General features: G+C 59.5%; 16 protein-coding genes. 5 read left to right on the top strand and 11 right to left on the bottom strand.

What is annotated here, in order from left to right:
* Positions 1-12: 12 nt before the first annotated feature.
* The 4 genes from LOY28_RS27980 to LOY28_RS27965 form a co-directional block, all read right to left on the bottom strand.
* Positions 13-1,233 carry an MFS transporter gene (locus LOY28_RS27980; RefSeq protein ID WP_258612800.1) on the bottom strand — a complete coding sequence of 407 codons (1,221 nt, stop codon included), beginning with the start codon at positions 1,231-1,233 and terminating at the stop codon, positions 13-15.
* Complete coding sequence (locus LOY28_RS27975) at positions 1,226-2,203, bottom strand: diiron oxygenase (RefSeq protein ID WP_258612799.1); 978 nt, start codon at positions 2,201-2,203, stop codon at positions 1,226-1,228. The genes LOY28_RS27980 and LOY28_RS27975 overlap by 8 nt, the downstream gene beginning before the upstream one ends.
* Entirely contained in the window at positions 2,200-3,279 is a 1,080-nt protein-coding gene (locus LOY28_RS27970) for a SagB family peptide dehydrogenase (protein ID WP_026331822.1), read from the bottom strand. Before LOY28_RS27970 ends, LOY28_RS27975 begins: the two co-directional genes overlap by 4 nt.
* Before the next feature lie 439 nt (positions 3,280-3,718).
* Complete coding sequence (locus tag LOY28_RS27965) at positions 3,719-4,915, bottom strand: class I SAM-dependent rRNA methyltransferase (protein WP_017341306.1); 1,197 nt, start codon at positions 4,913-4,915, stop codon at positions 3,719-3,721.
* 232 nt (positions 4,916-5,147) lie between these two features.
* Between LOY28_RS27965 and LOY28_RS27960 the strand changes: the two genes are divergently transcribed.
* The 3 genes from LOY28_RS27960 to LOY28_RS27950 are packed head-to-tail and all read left to right on the top strand — an operon-like array spanning position 5,148 to position 7,181.
* A complete protein-coding gene (locus LOY28_RS27960) occupies positions 5,148-5,960 on the top strand; it encodes an HDOD domain-containing protein (protein WP_167331192.1) in 813 nt (270 codons plus the stop codon).
* 30 nt (positions 5,961-5,990) lie between these two features.
* Positions 5,991-6,803 carry a bifunctional DNA-formamidopyrimidine glycosylase/DNA-(apurinic or apyrimidinic site) lyase gene (gene mutM, locus LOY28_RS27955; RefSeq protein ID WP_018928680.1) on the top strand — a complete coding sequence of 271 codons (813 nt, stop codon included), beginning with the start codon at positions 5,991-5,993 and terminating at the stop codon, positions 6,801-6,803.
* A 54-nt stretch (positions 6,804-6,857) separates the two neighbouring features.
* Complete coding sequence (locus LOY28_RS27950; protein ID WP_064620976.1) at positions 6,858-7,181, top strand: hypothetical protein; 324 nt, start codon at positions 6,858-6,860, stop codon at positions 7,179-7,181.
* A gap of 57 nt (positions 7,182-7,238) precedes the next feature.
* Here LOY28_RS27950 and LOY28_RS27945 read toward each other — a convergent pair whose 3' ends face one another.
* From LOY28_RS27945 to LOY28_RS27925, 5 genes are all read right to left on the bottom strand, one after another.
* Complete coding sequence (locus LOY28_RS27945; RefSeq protein WP_003195146.1) at positions 7,239-7,490, bottom strand: YfhL family 4Fe-4S dicluster ferredoxin; 252 nt, start codon at positions 7,488-7,490, stop codon at positions 7,239-7,241.
* A 123-nt stretch (positions 7,491-7,613) separates the two neighbouring features.
* Positions 7,614-8,093: a pantetheine-phosphate adenylyltransferase gene (gene coaD, locus LOY28_RS27940; RefSeq protein WP_007939322.1), complete on the bottom strand. Its 480-nt coding sequence runs from the start codon at positions 8,091-8,093 to the stop codon at positions 7,614-7,616.
* 115 nt (positions 8,094-8,208) lie between these two features.
* The gene (locus LOY28_RS27935; protein WP_064620972.1) at positions 8,209-9,804 is read right to left on the bottom strand and encodes a GMC family oxidoreductase; all 1,596 of its coding nucleotides are present in this window, start codon (positions 9,802-9,804) and stop codon (positions 8,209-8,211) included.
* A gap of 73 nt (positions 9,805-9,877) precedes the next feature.
* The gene (locus tag LOY28_RS27930) at positions 9,878-10,423 is read right to left on the bottom strand and encodes a twin-arginine translocation pathway signal protein (RefSeq protein ID WP_258612798.1); all 546 of its coding nucleotides are present in this window, start codon (positions 10,421-10,423) and stop codon (positions 9,878-9,880) included.
* 28 nt (positions 10,424-10,451) lie between these two features.
* On the bottom strand, positions 10,452-11,882 hold the full coding sequence (locus LOY28_RS27925) for a coniferyl aldehyde dehydrogenase (RefSeq protein WP_258612797.1): 1,431 nt from the start codon (positions 11,880-11,882) through the stop codon (positions 10,452-10,454).
* A 146-nt stretch (positions 11,883-12,028) separates the two neighbouring features.
* Here LOY28_RS27925 and LOY28_RS27920 point away from each other — a divergent pair, with 146 nt between their 5' ends.
* Both LOY28_RS27920 and LOY28_RS27915 read left to right on the top strand, forming a co-directional pair.
* Entirely contained in the window at positions 12,029-12,700 is a 672-nt protein-coding gene (locus tag LOY28_RS27920; protein ID WP_018928685.1) for a TetR/AcrR family transcriptional regulator, read from the top strand.
* Between the two features lie 33 nt (positions 12,701-12,733).
* Positions 12,734-13,588 (top strand): sulfurtransferase, encoded by an 855-nt coding sequence (locus tag LOY28_RS27915; RefSeq protein WP_086944402.1) that lies wholly within the window; start codon positions 12,734-12,736, stop codon positions 13,586-13,588.
* A 51-nt stretch (positions 13,589-13,639) separates the two neighbouring features.
* On the opposite strand, the gene LOY28_RS27910 is transcribed toward LOY28_RS27915, so the two are convergent.
* On the bottom strand, positions 13,640-14,482 hold the full coding sequence (locus LOY28_RS27910) for an AraC family ligand binding domain-containing protein (protein ID WP_258612796.1): 843 nt from the start codon (positions 14,480-14,482) through the stop codon (positions 13,640-13,642).
* Positions 14,483-14,485: 3 nt separating this feature from the next.
* Positions 14,486-15,496 carry a hydrolase gene (locus LOY28_RS27905; RefSeq protein ID WP_018928688.1) on the bottom strand — a complete coding sequence of 337 codons (1,011 nt, stop codon included), beginning with the start codon at positions 15,494-15,496 and terminating at the stop codon, positions 14,486-14,488.
* Positions 15,497-15,568: the final 72 nt, after the last annotated feature.

The raw sequence follows: 15,568 nt of genomic DNA, 5'->3' as shown, positions 1-15,568 counted from the left end.
CGACTGGCAGGATTATTCGACGCTTGGGCTGGCTCCCGGGCTCTTGGCTCGGCTATGGATACGACTGTTGAGTACCAGCGCCACGCTGCTCAGGATGATAAAGCTGTATCCCAGCGTGGATTGCAGGTTGGCCGGGCTCAGGCTGATGAGCGCACTGATCAACCCGCCACAGATGAAAATCACCGTACTGCCGGCCGACGCCGAAGTTCCCGCATTTTCAGGGAACAGGCTCATGGCTTTGGACGTGGCGGCCGGTCGGGCAATGGTGGTGCCGGCGGTACAGATGAGCATCGGTACCAGGACGGTGATCGGGGACAACGCAAAGTGGCTTGAGAGGTAAAGCATGATCAGGCCGGACAGCAGGATCAGGCTCAGCCCGCTGATGACTTGATGGCCGGGACTGAGACGTTTACCCAGCAGCGTCGCAACCATGCCGCCGATAATGTAGGCGCCGCCGTATGCCAGCAGGACCAGGGAGAAGTCATAGGCCGATAGCTGCAGTCGATCCATGAAAATCAGCGGCGAAATCACGATGAAGGAAAAATGGCAGGCGAAAGCAAAGGCTGAAATCAGCCAGTAGGACAGAAAGTCGACATCGCACAAGACCCGGCGGTAGGGCTGGAAGATATTCGATAGCGCCCTGGTTGCCGCAGGCCGAGTGTTTTCGAGAAAAAAACAGGCCTTGAGCAGTACTATTCCAGCCAGTGCGATAAACACCACAAAGCTGCCCTGCCAGCCCAGCGTGGCTTGCAGGAACGTGCCGGCCAACGGTGAGACCGAGATGAAAACGCCGGTGGCAGTCACCATCAGGATCCGCAACCGGTCACGCTCCTCGCCCTCGAACAGGTCCTGGATCAATGCTTGTGACAGCACGAAACACCCGCAGCCGAGTGCCTGAATCACACGGAACAACAGGAAGTGAACATAGTCCGTGGTCAGCATGCAGCCCACTGCACCCAGCATCGAGATGGTTATTCCAGCGAGCAACAGTCCTTTGCGCCCGATCACATCCGACAGCGGCCCGATCAGCAGTTGGGAGACCGCTATGCCGACGGCAAACAGACTGATCGACAGCGCAATGTCGGCGGGTGTGCTGCGAAAGTGTTCGGCGAGCGCCGGGAAAGAGGGCAGCAGGACATCCAGCGGGAACACGCCAAGCAGCACCATGGCCAACAACAGGCTGACCGCTCCCCGACGTTGTCCGGCGGTTACTGCGGATTGTCCTTCAGCCATCGATAAGCCCTGCCTTCATGAACAGTTGCTGGTTGGAGGGCAGGTCGAAGAAACCAGCCTTTTTTAACGCCTGAAGCGTTGCGCCAGCACCGGATCGCGCCCGTTGATGGGTGGCTTGGGGGCTGGTCAGTCCGCCAAGAATTTCCGTGATGGAGGTCTCGCCAAGACCCGCGCTGAGCAGGCTTTCGCGCATCCATCGCTCATCGGCTTCGAAGAACATCCGGATGATGTCCAGCAGCGCTTTGGCGACAAACGTGCGTTGAGGGCTGTTCAGCGTCAGCCACAGGTAATGGAACACTTCAGAGAAATAGCGACTATGGCGCGCCTCGTCCGCCAGATGATCCCTGAGCATTGCCTGGACGCTGGAAACCAGGTCGTTACGGCAGACATCGAGCAGTTCCTTGGCAATGATCGTCTCCGACACGAACCCGACGAGGAACCAGGCCAGCGCCCTGTATCTTTCTGGGGCGCCGTCAAGCAGGGCGTTCAATCGCATGATGCGGTGGGGCATGACCGGACGTCGGCTGATCCCGTAGAAACTGGCTACTTGCTCGGCAAGGCTGTTGGAAAACAGGGCGTGATAACCCTCGTCGGTATAAAGCTGAAGCGCGGCGGTCTTCATTCGTGCGGGAATGTGGACGTTCAGTTCATCATGGATGATGGTTTCCACGGAGCGGTTGACGATGCGGTGCTCAAGCAAGGTGGTGTAGTCGAGGAAGTACACCAGATGATTGGCCGACAACCGATGGATGACGGTTTGACCTGCCGCCTGGATGGCCGGGTGAGTCAGGTAAGCCAGGAAGCCTGGAGGAAACCAGTGGCGCGTTTCCAGTTGCTGTTCCAGGTCTGGTGGTAATAGATAGTCGTGTTCGCTGGTGCGCACTGACGCACGGGTATTCCAGTCGCCCAGGGTGTAACGATGAGCCCAGGACACGGGCTGCTCCAACGGGGCAATGATGGGAGTGGTCATTGTTGCGGCTCCCGACTGCTCAGAAGATCTTTCAATTCCTTGCACATCACTTGTCCGTCGCTGTAGCCACAGCCGACAAAAAACAAAGGTTGTTCCGCGCTGTTCTCGATCCCCAGCAAGACCTCGACCTGATCATCGGCCAGCGCCCCCGTCAGCCAGGTGTTCAACCCCAGTGCAGTGGCCACCAGTTGGAATGTTTGAGAAATATGCCCTGCTTCCACGAAGGCCATTCGGTAGGCTCGCGAGTGTTCATATTTCCACCACAGCTTGTCGAACCGACTGGTGATGAACAGGCCCACGGGCAGGTTGTTGATGAAGTGCTGTCCACACAGCAACTGCCCCAGTGGTGAGTCAGGTGTCGGGTTGACGAAACTCAAGGCGTGGTCGGTGGGGTGATAGGCGTAGAGCCCGGGTTTCAGGCCGCTGACGTTGTGTACATGAAGAAAGCCTTCGCAGGCATTCAGCCCGCCACCGGATGGGCTGCTGCGCCGGGCATCGAGACCTTCGACAAGGGTTTCGTCGACATCGTTTTCGCGCTCATGCAAGTAGCCAAGGGACAGGTAAAGCAGCGTGCCGATAGCTTCCAGTGAAACTGCTGCGTCCGTGAAGGTGCGGCAGGTTTTTCGGCCGATCAGGACGTTGGCAAGAGACCCTTCCGGCAGGCAGGAAGGCTTTGGCAGGCCAATCAGCTCCCGCGCCTGGCGTTCTGTGGGCCGGTTGCTCGGCGCAGGAGCGGCCAGCACTTCGGTGCAGTGATCCAGGTAGTGTCTGGACCATTCATGAATATCCTGAGGAACATGTTCGCAGGGGATGTTTTTGGTACCGATATGGAATATCTTCGACAGTTCATCCCAGCCCCATTCAACAGTACCTTGTATTGATGTTGTCAGTATTCCTGCGTTCAGGAGTTGAGTGTCAACTATGTTGCTGTCGTTATAAAGTTCGGGGTTGTTGATTAGTTGCGTGAGTCTGCTTGAGTATTCAAGGCTTAGTTCAAATTGTTTGTGATTTTTGTAATCCCAGACTATTTGGCCGGGCGTGCGAGGAAGTATGAATAGATATGGGTTTATCTGCATGGTGGGCGGTTCGCTCTGGACGGGTGCCATAGAACACGCTGGGTAGCCGGCACTCCCCAGCGTCTCATTTACTTAGCGGGCTTTTGGTGCAACCAGAAAAGCCAGGTTGGCGATTTTGTTAGCTTCCAGAGTAATTGCTTTCATGTTGTTGACTCCTTGTCATTTGATAGTGAGTGTCACTTCGAGGTGACAACTCAATCATAGGCTTTAATGGGCTCTTATCAAGGGGAGATCAAGTAGGAATATTCCAGTAATTTTGTCGGAGCAGTCTTGGGGTTGGAGAAAGTTTGTAAGTTATATTCTTTCAAATCAAATGTGCAGGGAAACGTCCTGCAAGTTTGTAGGACTGCAAGAGTAAGACGATGGGGCGGGAGAGGAGATGTCGCAGCGTCAGAATGGCTGACGGAGAGCCTGTCGGCTCCCCGTCAAACCGGCGTACTCAGCTGTTTGGCAGCAGACGGCAGGTAATGCTCTTGATGTAGCGGGTTTCGGCAATGGCTGGGTGAACCGGGTGATCCGGGCCTTGTCCGCCGCGCTCCAGCATCTGGATGTTGCGGTCCAGGTGACGGGCGCTGGTCAGCAGGATGTTCTGCAAATCGTCTTCCGGCAGGTGCATCGAGCACGATGCGCTGACCAGGATGCCGTCCTTGCTGAGCAGGCGCATGGCTTGTTCGTTCAGGCGACGGTAGGCACCTTCACCGTTTTTCATATCTTTCTTGCGTTTGATGAATGCAGGAGGGTCGGCCACGATGACGTCGAAACGTTCTTCGCTGGCTTTCAGCTCTTTGAGGGCTTCGAACACGTCGCCTTCAATGCAGGTCATTTTTTCGGCGAAACCGTTCAGTGCGGCGTTGCGCTCGACGCCGTCGAGGGCGAAGGCCGACGCATCGACGCAGAACACTTCACTGGCGCCGAAGGCGGCCGCTTGCACGCCCCAGCCACCAATGTAGCTGTACAAGTCCAGTACGCGTTTACCTTTGGCATAAGGTGCCAGACGCGCGCGGTTCATGCGGTGGTCATAGAACCAGCCGGTTTTCTGGCCCTGGATGACCGGCGCTTCGAACTTCACGCCGTTTTCTTCCAGCGCCACCCACTCCGGCACCAGGCCGAACACGGTTTCGACGTAACGGTTGAGGCCTTCGGCGTCACGGGCTGCGGAGTCGTTCTTGAACAGGATGCCGCTTGGCTTGAGCACTTGGGTCAGGGCCGCGATCACGTCATCTTTGTGAGCTTCCATGGTCGCCGAAGCGATCTGGACCACCAGGATGTCGCCGAAACGGTCGACCACCAGGCCTGGCAGCAGGTCGGAGTCGCCATAGACCAGACGATAGAACGGCTTGTCGAACAGGCGATCGCGCAGCGACAGGGCGACGTTCAGGCGATGCACCAGCAGCGATTTGTCCAGCGGCAACTTGATGTCGCGCGACAGCAGGCGGGCGCAGATCAGATTGTTCGGGCTCATGGCAACGATGCCCAGCGGCTTGCCGCCGGCGGCTTCGAGGATCGCCTGATCGCCAGCCTTGAAGCCGTGCAATGGGGTGGCGGCTACATCGATTTCGTTGCTGTAGACCCACAGGTGACCGTTGCGCAGGCGTCGGTCGGCGTTGGCTTTGAGGCGCAGGCTAGGCAGGGACATGACGTCGCTCCGGAAAAAAGAGCGGGAGTATAGCGTGTTGAGGGAGTGGCGGGTTTGACGGACGATGAAACGCGCATGGCGCCATCGCGGGCCCGCACACATATGGATTGAGTTTGACTGGCTGTCGGATCGATCTTTTTAAGGGTTAGAATCCCCGCCTGACCCGGAGTGCGTACTTATGTCCCAAGAGCTGTCTTCTGAACAGATTCAACAGTCCCTGCAAGGCATCAGTGTGCCGGCCCAGCCGCAGATCATGGTGGATCTGCAGATGGAGCAATATATGCCCGACCCGGACCTGGAGGTGATCGCCAAGCTGATCTCCCAGGACCCTGGCCTTTCCGGCGCCTTGCTGAAAATCGTCAATTCGCCGTACTACGGCTTGAGTAACAAGATCACCGCGATCCAGCGTGCAGTAAACCTGTTGGGCAGTCGTTCGATCATCAACCTGATCAACGCGCAGTCGATCAAGGGTGAGCTGAACGACGAGACCATCGTCACCCTCAACCGTTTCTGGGACACGGCGCAGGACGTGGCGATGACCTGCCTGAGCCTGGCCAAGCGCGTCGGTGTCCAGGCCGGCGATGAAGCTTATGCGCTGGGCCTGTTCCACGATTGCGGCATTCCGCTGATGCTCAAGAAATTCCCCGATTACATGAAAGTGCTGGAACAGGCCTATGCCAACGCCAGCGCCGAATGCCGCGTGGTGGATACCGAGAACAAGCACTACAACACCAACCACGCCGTGGTCGGGTATTACACCGCCAAGTCCTGGCGTCTGCCGGAACATGTCACCCAGGCCATTGCCAACCATCACAATGCCCTGGCCATTTTCAGCGATGAGTCATGCCGCAATACGCCGCTGAAAAACCTGCTGGCAATCCTGAAGATGGCCGAGCACATTTGCGCCTCCTATCGGGTGTTGGGCAACCAGGCCGAAGACCACGAATGGAACAATGTCGGGCATCTGGTGCTCGATTACATCGGTCTATCGGAATACGATTTCGAAACCCAGAAACAAGAAATTCGCGACCTCGCCACACGTTGAGTGTCGAACCTCGCCTGATTCGAGAGCCCCATGCCAGAACTGCCGGAAGTCGAAACCACCCGCCGCGGAATTGCACCGCACCTGGAAGGCCAGCGCGTCAGCCGGGTGATCGTGCGTGAGCGCCGTCTGCGCTGGCCGATCCCCGAAGACCTGGATGTGCGGCTGTCGGGCCAGCGCATCGTGCTGGTGGAACGGCGGGCCAAGTATTTACTGATCAATGCCGAAGTCGGCACGTTGATCAGCCATTTGGGCATGTCGGGGAATCTGCGGCTGGTGGAAGCCGGCTTGCCGGCGGCCAAGCATGAGCATGTGGACATCGAGCTGGAATCGGGCCTGGCCCTGCGTTACACAGACCCGCGTCGGTTCGGGGCGATGCTCTGGAGTCTGGACCCGCTGAATCACGAACTGCTGGTTCGCCTGGGGCCGGAGCCGTTGACCGATCTGTTCGATGGCGAACGTCTGTTCCAGCTGTCCCGCGGGCGATCCATGGCGGTCAAGCCGTTCATCATGGACAACGCGGTGGTGGTTGGCGTCGGCAATATCTACGCGACCGAAGCGCTGTTTGCTGCCGGCATCGACCCGCGCCGCGAGGCCAAGAGCATTTCCCGGGGGCGTTATTTGAAGCTGGCGATCGAGATCAAGCGCATCCTGGCGCTCGCCATCGAACGGGGCGGCACCACGTTGCGGGACTTTATCGGCGGCGACGGCCAGCCGGGGTACTTCCAGCAGGAGCTGTTCGTATACGGCCGTGGCGGTGAACACTGCAAGGTCTGTGGCACGGGGCTGCGGGAAGTCAAACTCGGGCAGCGCGCCAGCGTCTTTTGTCCGCGCTGTCAGAGCTGATATCGGCTACGGTCTATAGTCAGTGTTCTCACTGCCTAGCCGAAGGACCGTGCCATGAATCTGTTTCGAACCCTTGTCGTCACGCTGCTGCTGAGCATCGCTGCGCCCACGCTGGCTACTGAGAACGGCAGCGGCGACCCGCGTTACACCATCCAGAATCCACCGGCCTACGCCATGCTTGGCGATCTGCTGATTGCCCGACCGTTGCTGGTGGTGGCGACAGTGATCGGTGCCGGGGCGTTTGTGGTGTCGCTGCCATTTACCGCGCTGGGCGGCGGCATTGGCGATGCAGGGCAGGCGCTGGTGGTCGACCCGGCGAAAGCGGCGTTTGTGCGGTGTCTGGGGTGCGTCGGGGAAGGGTTTGAGCAGCGGGAGTGAGGCATAAAAAAGATCGTCCGAAGGTTCGGGCCGCCTTCGGACGATCTTTCCAGGCTTTCAAGCCTTACCGGTAATCTTCCGGTACTTCTCCATCAACTGTTCTTCAGTTTCCGGATGGGCCTCGTCCAGTGGAATGCAATCCACAGGGCAGACCTGCTGGCACTGCGGTTCGTCGTAGTGGCCGACACATTGCGTGCACAGGTTCGGGTCGATCACGTAGATCTCTTCGCCCTGGGAAATGGCGGCGTTCGGGCACTCGGGTTCGCAGACGTCGCAGTTGATGCAATCGTCGGTGATGATCAGGGACATGCTAACTCCAGCCGGGGCGGCAGGCCCTGGCGCAATAAACCAATGCGCACAATTGTGCCGCATTGGCGCCCGCAGTGCACGCGGGCGCGATCAAGTGCAGCAGATCGCAGCCTTCGGCAGCGCCTACTTTTTGAAGCGTTCGGTGAGGGCATCGGCCACCACCGGGTGGACGAACTTGGTGATATCGCCGCCCAGGGCCGCGATTTCACGGACCAGTGTCGAGGAAATGAACGAATAACGCTCGGACGGGGTAAGAAACAGGCTTTCCACATCCGGTGCCAGTTGGCGGTTCATATTGGCCAGCTGGAATTCATATTCGAAGTCCGACACCGCGCGCAAACCACGCAGGAATACATTGGCGTTCTGCTCTTTGGCGAAATGCGCGAGCAGCGTCGAGAAGCCGACGACTTCAACGTTCGGCAAATGTTTGGTGACCTCGCGGGCCAGCTCCACACGTTGTTCCAAGGGAAACAGCGGGTTTTTCTTCGGGCTGGCGGCGACGGCGATGATCACGTGATCGAACAGGCGCGAGGCGCGTTCGACCAGATCGCCATGGCCCTTGGTAATAGGGTCGAAGGTACCTGGGTACAACACTCGGTTCATCGCGTCGTCCTGGCGGGAGTCCGTTGGGGAGTCGGATGGTATCGCAGCCTTCCCGGTCGGCCAAGTCGCCTGTTGGGTAAGAAAGCACTATAGACGATGGGAATATTCCTCGTTTTCATGGGTTTTTCAAACGCTGGGCCAGTGAATTCGCCAGTTGTGCCGTCAGTCCGTAGACCGACAATTGTGGGTTTGCACCAATGCTGGTGGGGAATAGCGAGCCGTCGTGAATCGATAGATTGTGCAGTTGGTGATGTCGGCCGAGGCTATCGGTCACGGCGTTTTTCGGGTCTTCACCCATGGCACAACCGCCCATTACATGAGCACTGCCCAGGCGCGTGCGATACAGCTCAAGGCTCAATCCATCGATCAAGGCACGCGCTTCGGTGAGGGTTCTGACGTAACGGGCGTCGGCATGCATCGGCATCACGGCGTTGGCGCCACCGGCGAACTGGATCTCGGCCATGCTATGGAACGCCCGACGCAACCCGTCCCAGGCATACGATGAAACCTGATAGTCGAGCACCGGCGTGCCGTCACTGCGTAATTCGACACTGCCGCCGGAGCTGTCCGGGTGAAAGCCGTCTCGCAGCAATGCCAGCATGGCGTGGGTATGCGGAAGGTTTTCCATGTGCCGGGCGTTTTCCGTGCCGAAGCCACCGAGCAGGGTGGTGGCCAGCGCCGGGTGCAGCGGTGGGACCTCCAATTTGTAGGACATCTTGCCGGTGATGCCGTCCTGCCACTGGAAATGGTCGGAATAAATCGACTGCGGCGCGCCGTAGAACGGGTTGATCACCTCGTCGAACAGCCCGGCGGACATGTTGACCAAATGCAGGAACGTCCGTTTTCCCAGTCGCTCATGGGGATCCGGCGCCTCTGAACGCAATAGCAGCGCCGGGCTGTTGATCCCGCCGCCGGCCAGCACGTAATGCCGTGCCTTGACCGTGATTGTGCGTCCGGTAGGGGCAACGCAACGCTCATCCATCGCCACACAGTGCAGACCCGTGACCCTGGCGTCCTTGATCGACAACTTTTCAGCGCGTGCCAGATAGAGCAGCTCGCCACCTTTTTCCAGGGTCGCCGGGATGGTCGTGACCAGCATCGATTGTTTGGCGTTGGTCGGGCAACCCATGCCGCAGTAGCCGATGTTCCAGCAGCCGCGCACGTTGCGCGGGATCACATGCCAGGCGTAGCCGAGTTTTTCGCAGCCTTTGCGGATGACGTCGTTGTTGGCGTTGGGCGGCACTAGCCACGGGGCGACGCCCAGGCGTTGTTCCATTTTCTCGAACCAGGGCGCCATCTCGGCCGGTGTGTGGCCTACGACGTCATGTTCTTTGGCCCAGTGTTCGAGCGTCTGATCCGGGGTGCGAAAGCTCGAAGTCCAGTTGATCAGCGTGGTACCGCCCACCGCCCGGCCCTGGAGGATGGTGATCGCACCGTCCTTGCTCATGCGCCCGATGCCTTCCTGATAGAGGCTGGTGTAGGCCTGATCTTCGAGCATCTTGAAGTCGCTGCTGGTCTTGAGTGGGCCTTCTTCGATGAGCAAGACCTTGTAGCCTGCGGCGCTGAGGATTTCGGCGGTGGTTCCGCCGCCGGCACCGCTGCCGATGATCGCCACATCCGCTTCGAGGGTCAGGTCCTGGGGCAATTGCGAACCGTTATAGGTTTTCCAGCCACGGGCCAGGCCTTCGCGAAACGGATCGGGTACGGGCATGTTCGGGTTCTCTTGTTGTTATGTTTTGGGTGCGATGGTGAGGCGGCTTGCCCGCGAAAGGGACGCCACGGTTTCAGACCGTAGGCGGCCCCGGATACCCACAATGCGCCCAAGACTCCGCCCGGCTGTACCACGCCATCATCACCATTTGCAGCAACGAGCTATGGCCCATGCGCAGCAGGCTCAACGAGCTGTTTTCCCAACGGTCGAGAAAATGTCGGATGGCTTCGCTGCTGGCGTTTTCCCAGCTGCCCCAGATCCCGGTCAGTGGGCCGCGGGTGATGCCCATCCCCAGCACATCGAACAATTGCCGGGTCAGCTTGAGCATTTCCGCAGACAGGTGATCGAGGCTGTAATCCAGGCTTTTGAGGGTGCCTTCGACGGCGGCCGGCATTTTCTCGACGATCACGGCACCGTCGAGCATTACCGGGATCAGTGCCCGCAGAAACAACAGGTCACCGCTGCGCAGAGTCGCGAAACCGTTGGCCGCCGTGCTCGACGAGCAGCCGCTGAGGCTCGCGCCGAATCCGGCTGTGGCCAGAAAGGCGCTGGCGCCCAGGCTGAATTTAAGCAGGCCGCGCCGTGACAGCGCGGGTGTGTCGGACAGGCTTGGGCTCATTATTGTTATTACCCGGCGGTGTTGATCGTTAGCGGATAAACAGCTTCTGGATCAGTTTCTGAATGGATTTGCCGTACGGCGGATAGATCAGCTTCGCCGCATTGAAACGCTGTTTGATCAGCACGCCCTTGGCCTTGCTGAAGGTCAGGAAACCCTCATGGCCGTGGTAGTGGCCCATGCCCGAGGCGCCGATGCCGCCGAACGGCATGTCGTCCTGGGCAACGTGCAGCAAGGTGTCATTGAGGCATACGCCGCCGGAATGGGTTTCGTGGAGAACGCGGTTTTGCTCGCGCTTGTCGTAGCCGAAGTAATACAGCGCCAGCGGACGAGGCCGTTGGTTGATGTAGGCAAATGCTTCATCGAGATCCTTGTAGGGGACGATCGGCAACAGCGGGCCGAAAATTTCGTCCTGCATCACCGTCATGTCGTCGCTGACGTTGAGCAGCAGGCTATGACCCATGCGTCGGCCCTGGCCCTGATCGAACAGCGGAATCAGCAGCGCGCCCTTGCTGGTAGCGTCGCTGAGGTAACCGTTGAGCCGCGCCAGTTGTCGGTCATTGATGATGGCGGTGTAGTCCGGATTGTCGGCCAGGGTCGGATAAAACCCGCGAATTGCCTGGCGATAGGCTTCGACGAAGGAGCCGACGCGGTCTTCCGGCACCAGCACGTAGTCCGGGGCGACACAGGTTTGCCCGGCGTTGAGGGTCTTGCCGAAAGCGATGCGTTCGGCGGCATCCTTGAGCGGCACATCGCGGGAAACGATGGCCGGGGACTTGCCGCCCAGTTCGAGGGTCACTGGAGTCAGGTTCTCGGCGGCGGCGCGCATCACGTGTTTGCCGATGCTGGTGGCGCCGGTGAACAGCAGGTGATCGAAGCGCAACCGGGAGAACGCCACGCCGATGTCGGCCTCGCCGAGCACCACGCAAACCAGGTCTTGAGGGAATATCCGCCCCAGCAATTCCTTGAGCAGCAAACCGGTGGCGGGGGTCGATTCGCTGAGTTTGAGCATCACCCGGTTACCCGCCGACAGCGCCCCCACCAGTGGCCCGATGGCCAGATACAGCGGGTAGTTCCACGGCACGATCACCCCGACTACGCCCAGCGGTTGATAAACGACTTTGGCCGACGCGGGCTGAAAGGCGATGTCGACTTTACGCCGCGAGGCCTTCATCCAGCCTTTGAGGTGTTGGCTGGCGTAGTGAATACCTTGCAGGCTGGGCATCAATTCGGCGAGCAGGGTTTCGTCGGCGCTACGGTGGCTGAAATCCTGGCTGATGGCGTCGATCAAGGCCTGGCGCTCATTGCTCAACAGGTCCCGCAATGCCTTTAGCCATTGTTGGCGCTGAGCTGCCGGCGGCATCGGGTTGCCTGTATACGCAGCGCGTTGAGCATCGAACAGGGTTTGGAGCTCGTCCAGAGGCTGCTGCAAGTTCTTCAGGTAGGCGATGTCAGCAGGCATGGTCGGCTCCGGATTTATTGTAATGAGGGGATTTTTAGAGTCAGTACTCTAAAAAGTCAAATGACATCCTGACGCAGCTTTGTTTTATCCACCCGCGGATAGGTCGTAAGATGCCCGTCACCGCACTCTGAATTAAAGCTCAAGCCATGGCCCCTCGGATCAAAACCAGCGAGCGCATCGTGCAGAACAGCCTGGAGCTGTTCAATCAGCAGGGCGAGCGCAGCATCAGCACCAACCACATTGCTGCCCACATGGAGATTTCTCCGGGCAACCTGTACTACCACTTCCCCAACAAGCAGGCGATCATCGCTGTGCTGTTCAGTGAGTACGAAAGCCTGGTGGACAGCTTCCTGCGCCCACCCCAGGGCCGCGCCGCGACGGTCGAAGACAAGCGCTTCTACCTCAAGGAATTGCTCGCCGCCATGTGGCGTTACCGTTTTTTGCATCGCGACCTCGAGCACTTGCTCGACAGCGATCCCGAGCTGGCCGCCCGTTACCGGCGCTTTTCCCAGCGCTGCCTGATCCAGGGCACCGCCATTTACGAAGGGTTCGTCGCCGCTGGCATCCTGAACATGGATAAGGTTCAGATCGAGTCCCTGACGCTGAACGCCTGGATCATCCTCACGTCGTGGGTGCGGTTTCTGTGCACCACGCGGGAAAACTCCAACCACTTGAGCGAACAGGCTATTAAGCGCGGCGTGTATCAGGTGTTGGTGCTTGAGGCCGGGTTCGTCACCGATCAATCGCGCGACGCGGTAAATGCGCTGTTCGACGAATTTTACGTGCCACTGGCCCAGGCGCTGGAAGAAGTGCATTAGGATTCAAGACTGACAACATCACAGGAGCCCGTTATGCCCATTGCGCAACTGATCAGCCCGCAAGCGTTGGACCTGAAAAAGGAGACCCCGGGGCTGGTGATTCTGGATTGTCGTTTTGCCCTCGAAGACCCGGATTATGGTCAGCGCAGTTATGCCGAAGGGCATATTGCCGGGTCGAGTTTTGCCGATCTCGAGCGTGATCTGAGCGGGGCGGTGGTCAAGGGGGTTACCGGGCGTCATCCGTTGCCTGAACCCGAAAAGCTGATCGAGCGCCTGCAAGCCTGGGGCATCAATGCCGACAGCGAAGTGGTTTTGTACGATGACGGTCCAGGCGCCTACGCGGCGCGGGCCTGGTGGTTGCTGGCCTGGCTGGGCAAGCGCGACGGTGTGTTCATTCTCGATGGCGGGCTGAAAGCCTGGCATGCCGCCGGATTACCCCTGAGTCTTGATCCGCCGTCGATCAATCGCGGCACCTTCACCGGGACGCCGGATGCTTCGCTGGTGCTCAGCGCCAAACAGCTCCAGAAACGTCTCGGCCAGCCCGCGTTGACCTTGCTCGACGCCCGCGCCCTGCCGCGCTTCAAGGGCGAAGTGGAACCGATCGATCCGATTGCCGGGCACATTCCCGGCGCACAATGCGCCGCGTTCACAGAAAACCTGGGCAGCGACGGGCGTTTTCTGCCCGCCGATCAGCTCAAGCAGCGGTTTGCCGCGAAGCTCGGTGATCGTTCGCCGACGGAGCTGGTCGCGTATTGCGGTTCCGGCGTGACGGCCTGCCACAACCTGTTCGCCCTGTGCCTGGCGGGTTATCCATTGGGGGCGTTGTATGCCGGTTCGTGGAGTGAGTGGATCAACGACCCTGCACGAGGCGTCGCCACCGGCGAGTAAGCGCAGAGCAGATGTGGGAGCGGGCCTGCTCCCACATTTGGATCTTCGTTGTCATCTATGGTCGGGCAATTGCCGCGCGCTGCGATACGCTCCCGGTCCAACGCCATAAACCTGCTTGAATTGCCGACTCAGATGACTTTGGTCGGCAAAACCCAGTTGCGTCGCGACTTCCAGCGGCAGACAGCCGTCCTGTAACAACGCCCGTGCCCGAGCGATACGTTGCTGCATCAGCCAGGCGTGCGGCGGCATGCCGGTGGCGCGGCGGAATACCCGGGCGAAGTGGAAGGGGGACAGGTTCACCGTCGCCGCCAGTTCTTCCAGCGAGGGCGGCGCCGCCAATTGCGATTGCAGCCGTTCTTTGGCCAAGGTCACCGCGCGGTGTTCCTTGCCGGGTTTGCCGGCGATCGGAACAGCTGCGTGGCGTTGCAACAGCGACAACATCATTTCCCGCCAGACCGTTTGCTGCTGCAGGGCCGTGGATGGACTTTCCAGCAGTCGATGCAGTTGGCAGAACCCCCTCACCAGATCCGGGTCGCGGTACAGCGTGGCGCCAAACACCGGCAAGGTGTCGCTCGGCAGTTCTAGCTCTTCCAGCAGCGAGAGAATTTGCCCGCTGTCGGGATAAAACGCCCGGTACAACCAACCGTCTTCCGTACCTTTGTGGCCGGTGTGCAGTTCGTCCGGATTGATCAGCACCAGCGTGCCGCTGCCCGCCAGATGCTCGGCACCGCGATAGCGATAACGCTGGGCGCCGGCCATGATCATGCCGATCACATAGCCGTCATGCACATGCGGGGCGAAACGGTGTTCAATGTAGCGCGCAGACAACAACTCGACCCCGGCCAGCGGTGCCGTTTGCCAGAAGTGGATCGACTCGCCCTGATCGACTTCCACTGTTTACTTGCGCCCTGTGGCGGCCAGCCATTGGGGAATGCGCCGCTCCAGGTAGTAACCCGGTTGCCTGAACGAGCCCTCGACGAAACCGACATGCCCGCCCTTGGCCTGCAGCTCGAATTGAGTGCTGGCGGACAATTCGTCGGCTTGCGGCAGGCTATGCGGAAACACAAACGGATCGTCAGCCGCCTGGATAATCAGGGTCGGCGTGCGAATTTCTCCAAGGAAATAACGACTCGAAGCGCGACGATAGTAATCCGCGGCATCGGCGAAACCATTGAGCGGTGCGGTGACCCGGCCGTCGAAATCCCAGAAGGTGCGCAAGTTCTCCAAAGAGCCCAGCGCCTCCAATGCCGCCAGGCCATCCTCATGTCCCTCGTGCTGGAATCTGCGTTGCTTGTTCTTGATGTAGGCGACCATCTCTCGCATGAAATGCGCTTGGTAGAACTGGGAAAAACCCTGGCTGATACGATCGGCACAGTGATCGAGGCGAAACGGCACCGACACTGCCACCGCACCGAGTACACCGCTGTTGCTGCCGGTTTCACCCAGATGCTTGAGCAACACGTTACCGCCCATGGAATAACCGACCGCATACAGCGGCGCGAGGGGGCGTTGGGTGCGCAGGTGCCTGATGGTTTCGGCCAAGTCTTCACTGGCCCCGGAATGGTAGCTGCGCGGCAACAGATTGGGCTCGCCGGAGCAGCCTCGCCAGTTCAACGCGACGCTGGCCCAACCCTGGGCACCCAACGCTTTCTGCATGCCGGCCACATAAGGCGAATTCGACGAGCCGGTCAGGCCGTGCAATACCAGCACCAACGGTGCATTCGCGCTGTGTGGGCCGTGCCAGTCCAGGTCAAGGAAATCGCCATCTTCAAGCCACAATCGCTCGCGCTCACGCTCGATATGTGTGGTTTTTCGCCATAGCGGTCCCCACAAGGTTTGTAAGTGCGGATTACCCAGGCCGTAGGCGGGCGTGAAGGCAGGGGTGAAACGTTCTGGCAGATGGGACACGATTGCTCTCGATGCTGCGGCGCGTACCCGCAGCGTTAGCTGACTGAGCTTCGCACCGTTTTCTCAGGCCGG

The sequence above is a fragment of the Pseudomonas sp. B21-017 genome, assembly GCF_024749245.1.
Taxonomy (GTDB): Bacteria; Pseudomonadota; Gammaproteobacteria; order Pseudomonadales; family Pseudomonadaceae; genus Aquipseudomonas.
Note: the sequence above shows the minus strand (reverse complement) of the source record. Positions and strands in the feature narration are given on the sequence as shown.

Bases quoted from the DNA above. Each gene is read 5' to 3' on its own strand.
- LOY28_RS27980 (WP_258612800.1), bottom strand. From the start codon at position 1,233: ATGGCTGAAGGACAATCCGCAGTAACCGCCGGACAACGTCGGGGAGCG.
- LOY28_RS27975 (WP_258612799.1), bottom strand. From the start codon at position 2,203: ATGACCACTCCCATCATTGCCCCGTTGGAGCAGCCCGTGTCCTGGGCT.
- LOY28_RS27970 (WP_026331822.1), bottom strand. From the start codon at position 3,279: ATGCAGATAAACCCATATCTATTCATACTTCCTCGCACGCCCGGCCAA.
- LOY28_RS27965 (WP_017341306.1), bottom strand. From the start codon at position 4,915: ATGTCCCTGCCTAGCCTGCGCCTCAAAGCCAACGCCGACCGACGCCTG.
- mutM (WP_018928680.1), top strand. From the start codon at position 5,991: ATGCCAGAACTGCCGGAAGTCGAAACCACCCGCCGCGGAATTGCACCG.
- LOY28_RS27950 (WP_064620976.1), top strand. From the start codon at position 6,858: ATGAATCTGTTTCGAACCCTTGTCGTCACGCTGCTGCTGAGCATCGCT.
- LOY28_RS27945 (WP_003195146.1), bottom strand. From the start codon at position 7,490: ATGTCCCTGATCATCACCGACGATTGCATCAACTGCGACGTCTGCGAA.
- coaD (WP_007939322.1), bottom strand. From the start codon at position 8,093: ATGAACCGAGTGTTGTACCCAGGTACCTTCGACCCTATTACCAAGGGC.
- LOY28_RS27935 (WP_064620972.1), bottom strand. From the start codon at position 9,804: ATGCCCGTACCCGATCCGTTTCGCGAAGGCCTGGCCCGTGGCTGGAAA.
- LOY28_RS27930 (WP_258612798.1), bottom strand. From the start codon at position 10,423: ATGAGCCCAAGCCTGTCCGACACACCCGCGCTGTCACGGCGCGGCCTG.
- LOY28_RS27925 (WP_258612797.1), bottom strand. From the start codon at position 11,882: ATGCCTGCTGACATCGCCTACCTGAAGAACTTGCAGCAGCCTCTGGAC.
- LOY28_RS27920 (WP_018928685.1), top strand. From the start codon at position 12,029: ATGGCCCCTCGGATCAAAACCAGCGAGCGCATCGTGCAGAACAGCCTG.
- LOY28_RS27915 (WP_086944402.1), top strand. From the start codon at position 12,734: ATGCCCATTGCGCAACTGATCAGCCCGCAAGCGTTGGACCTGAAAAAG.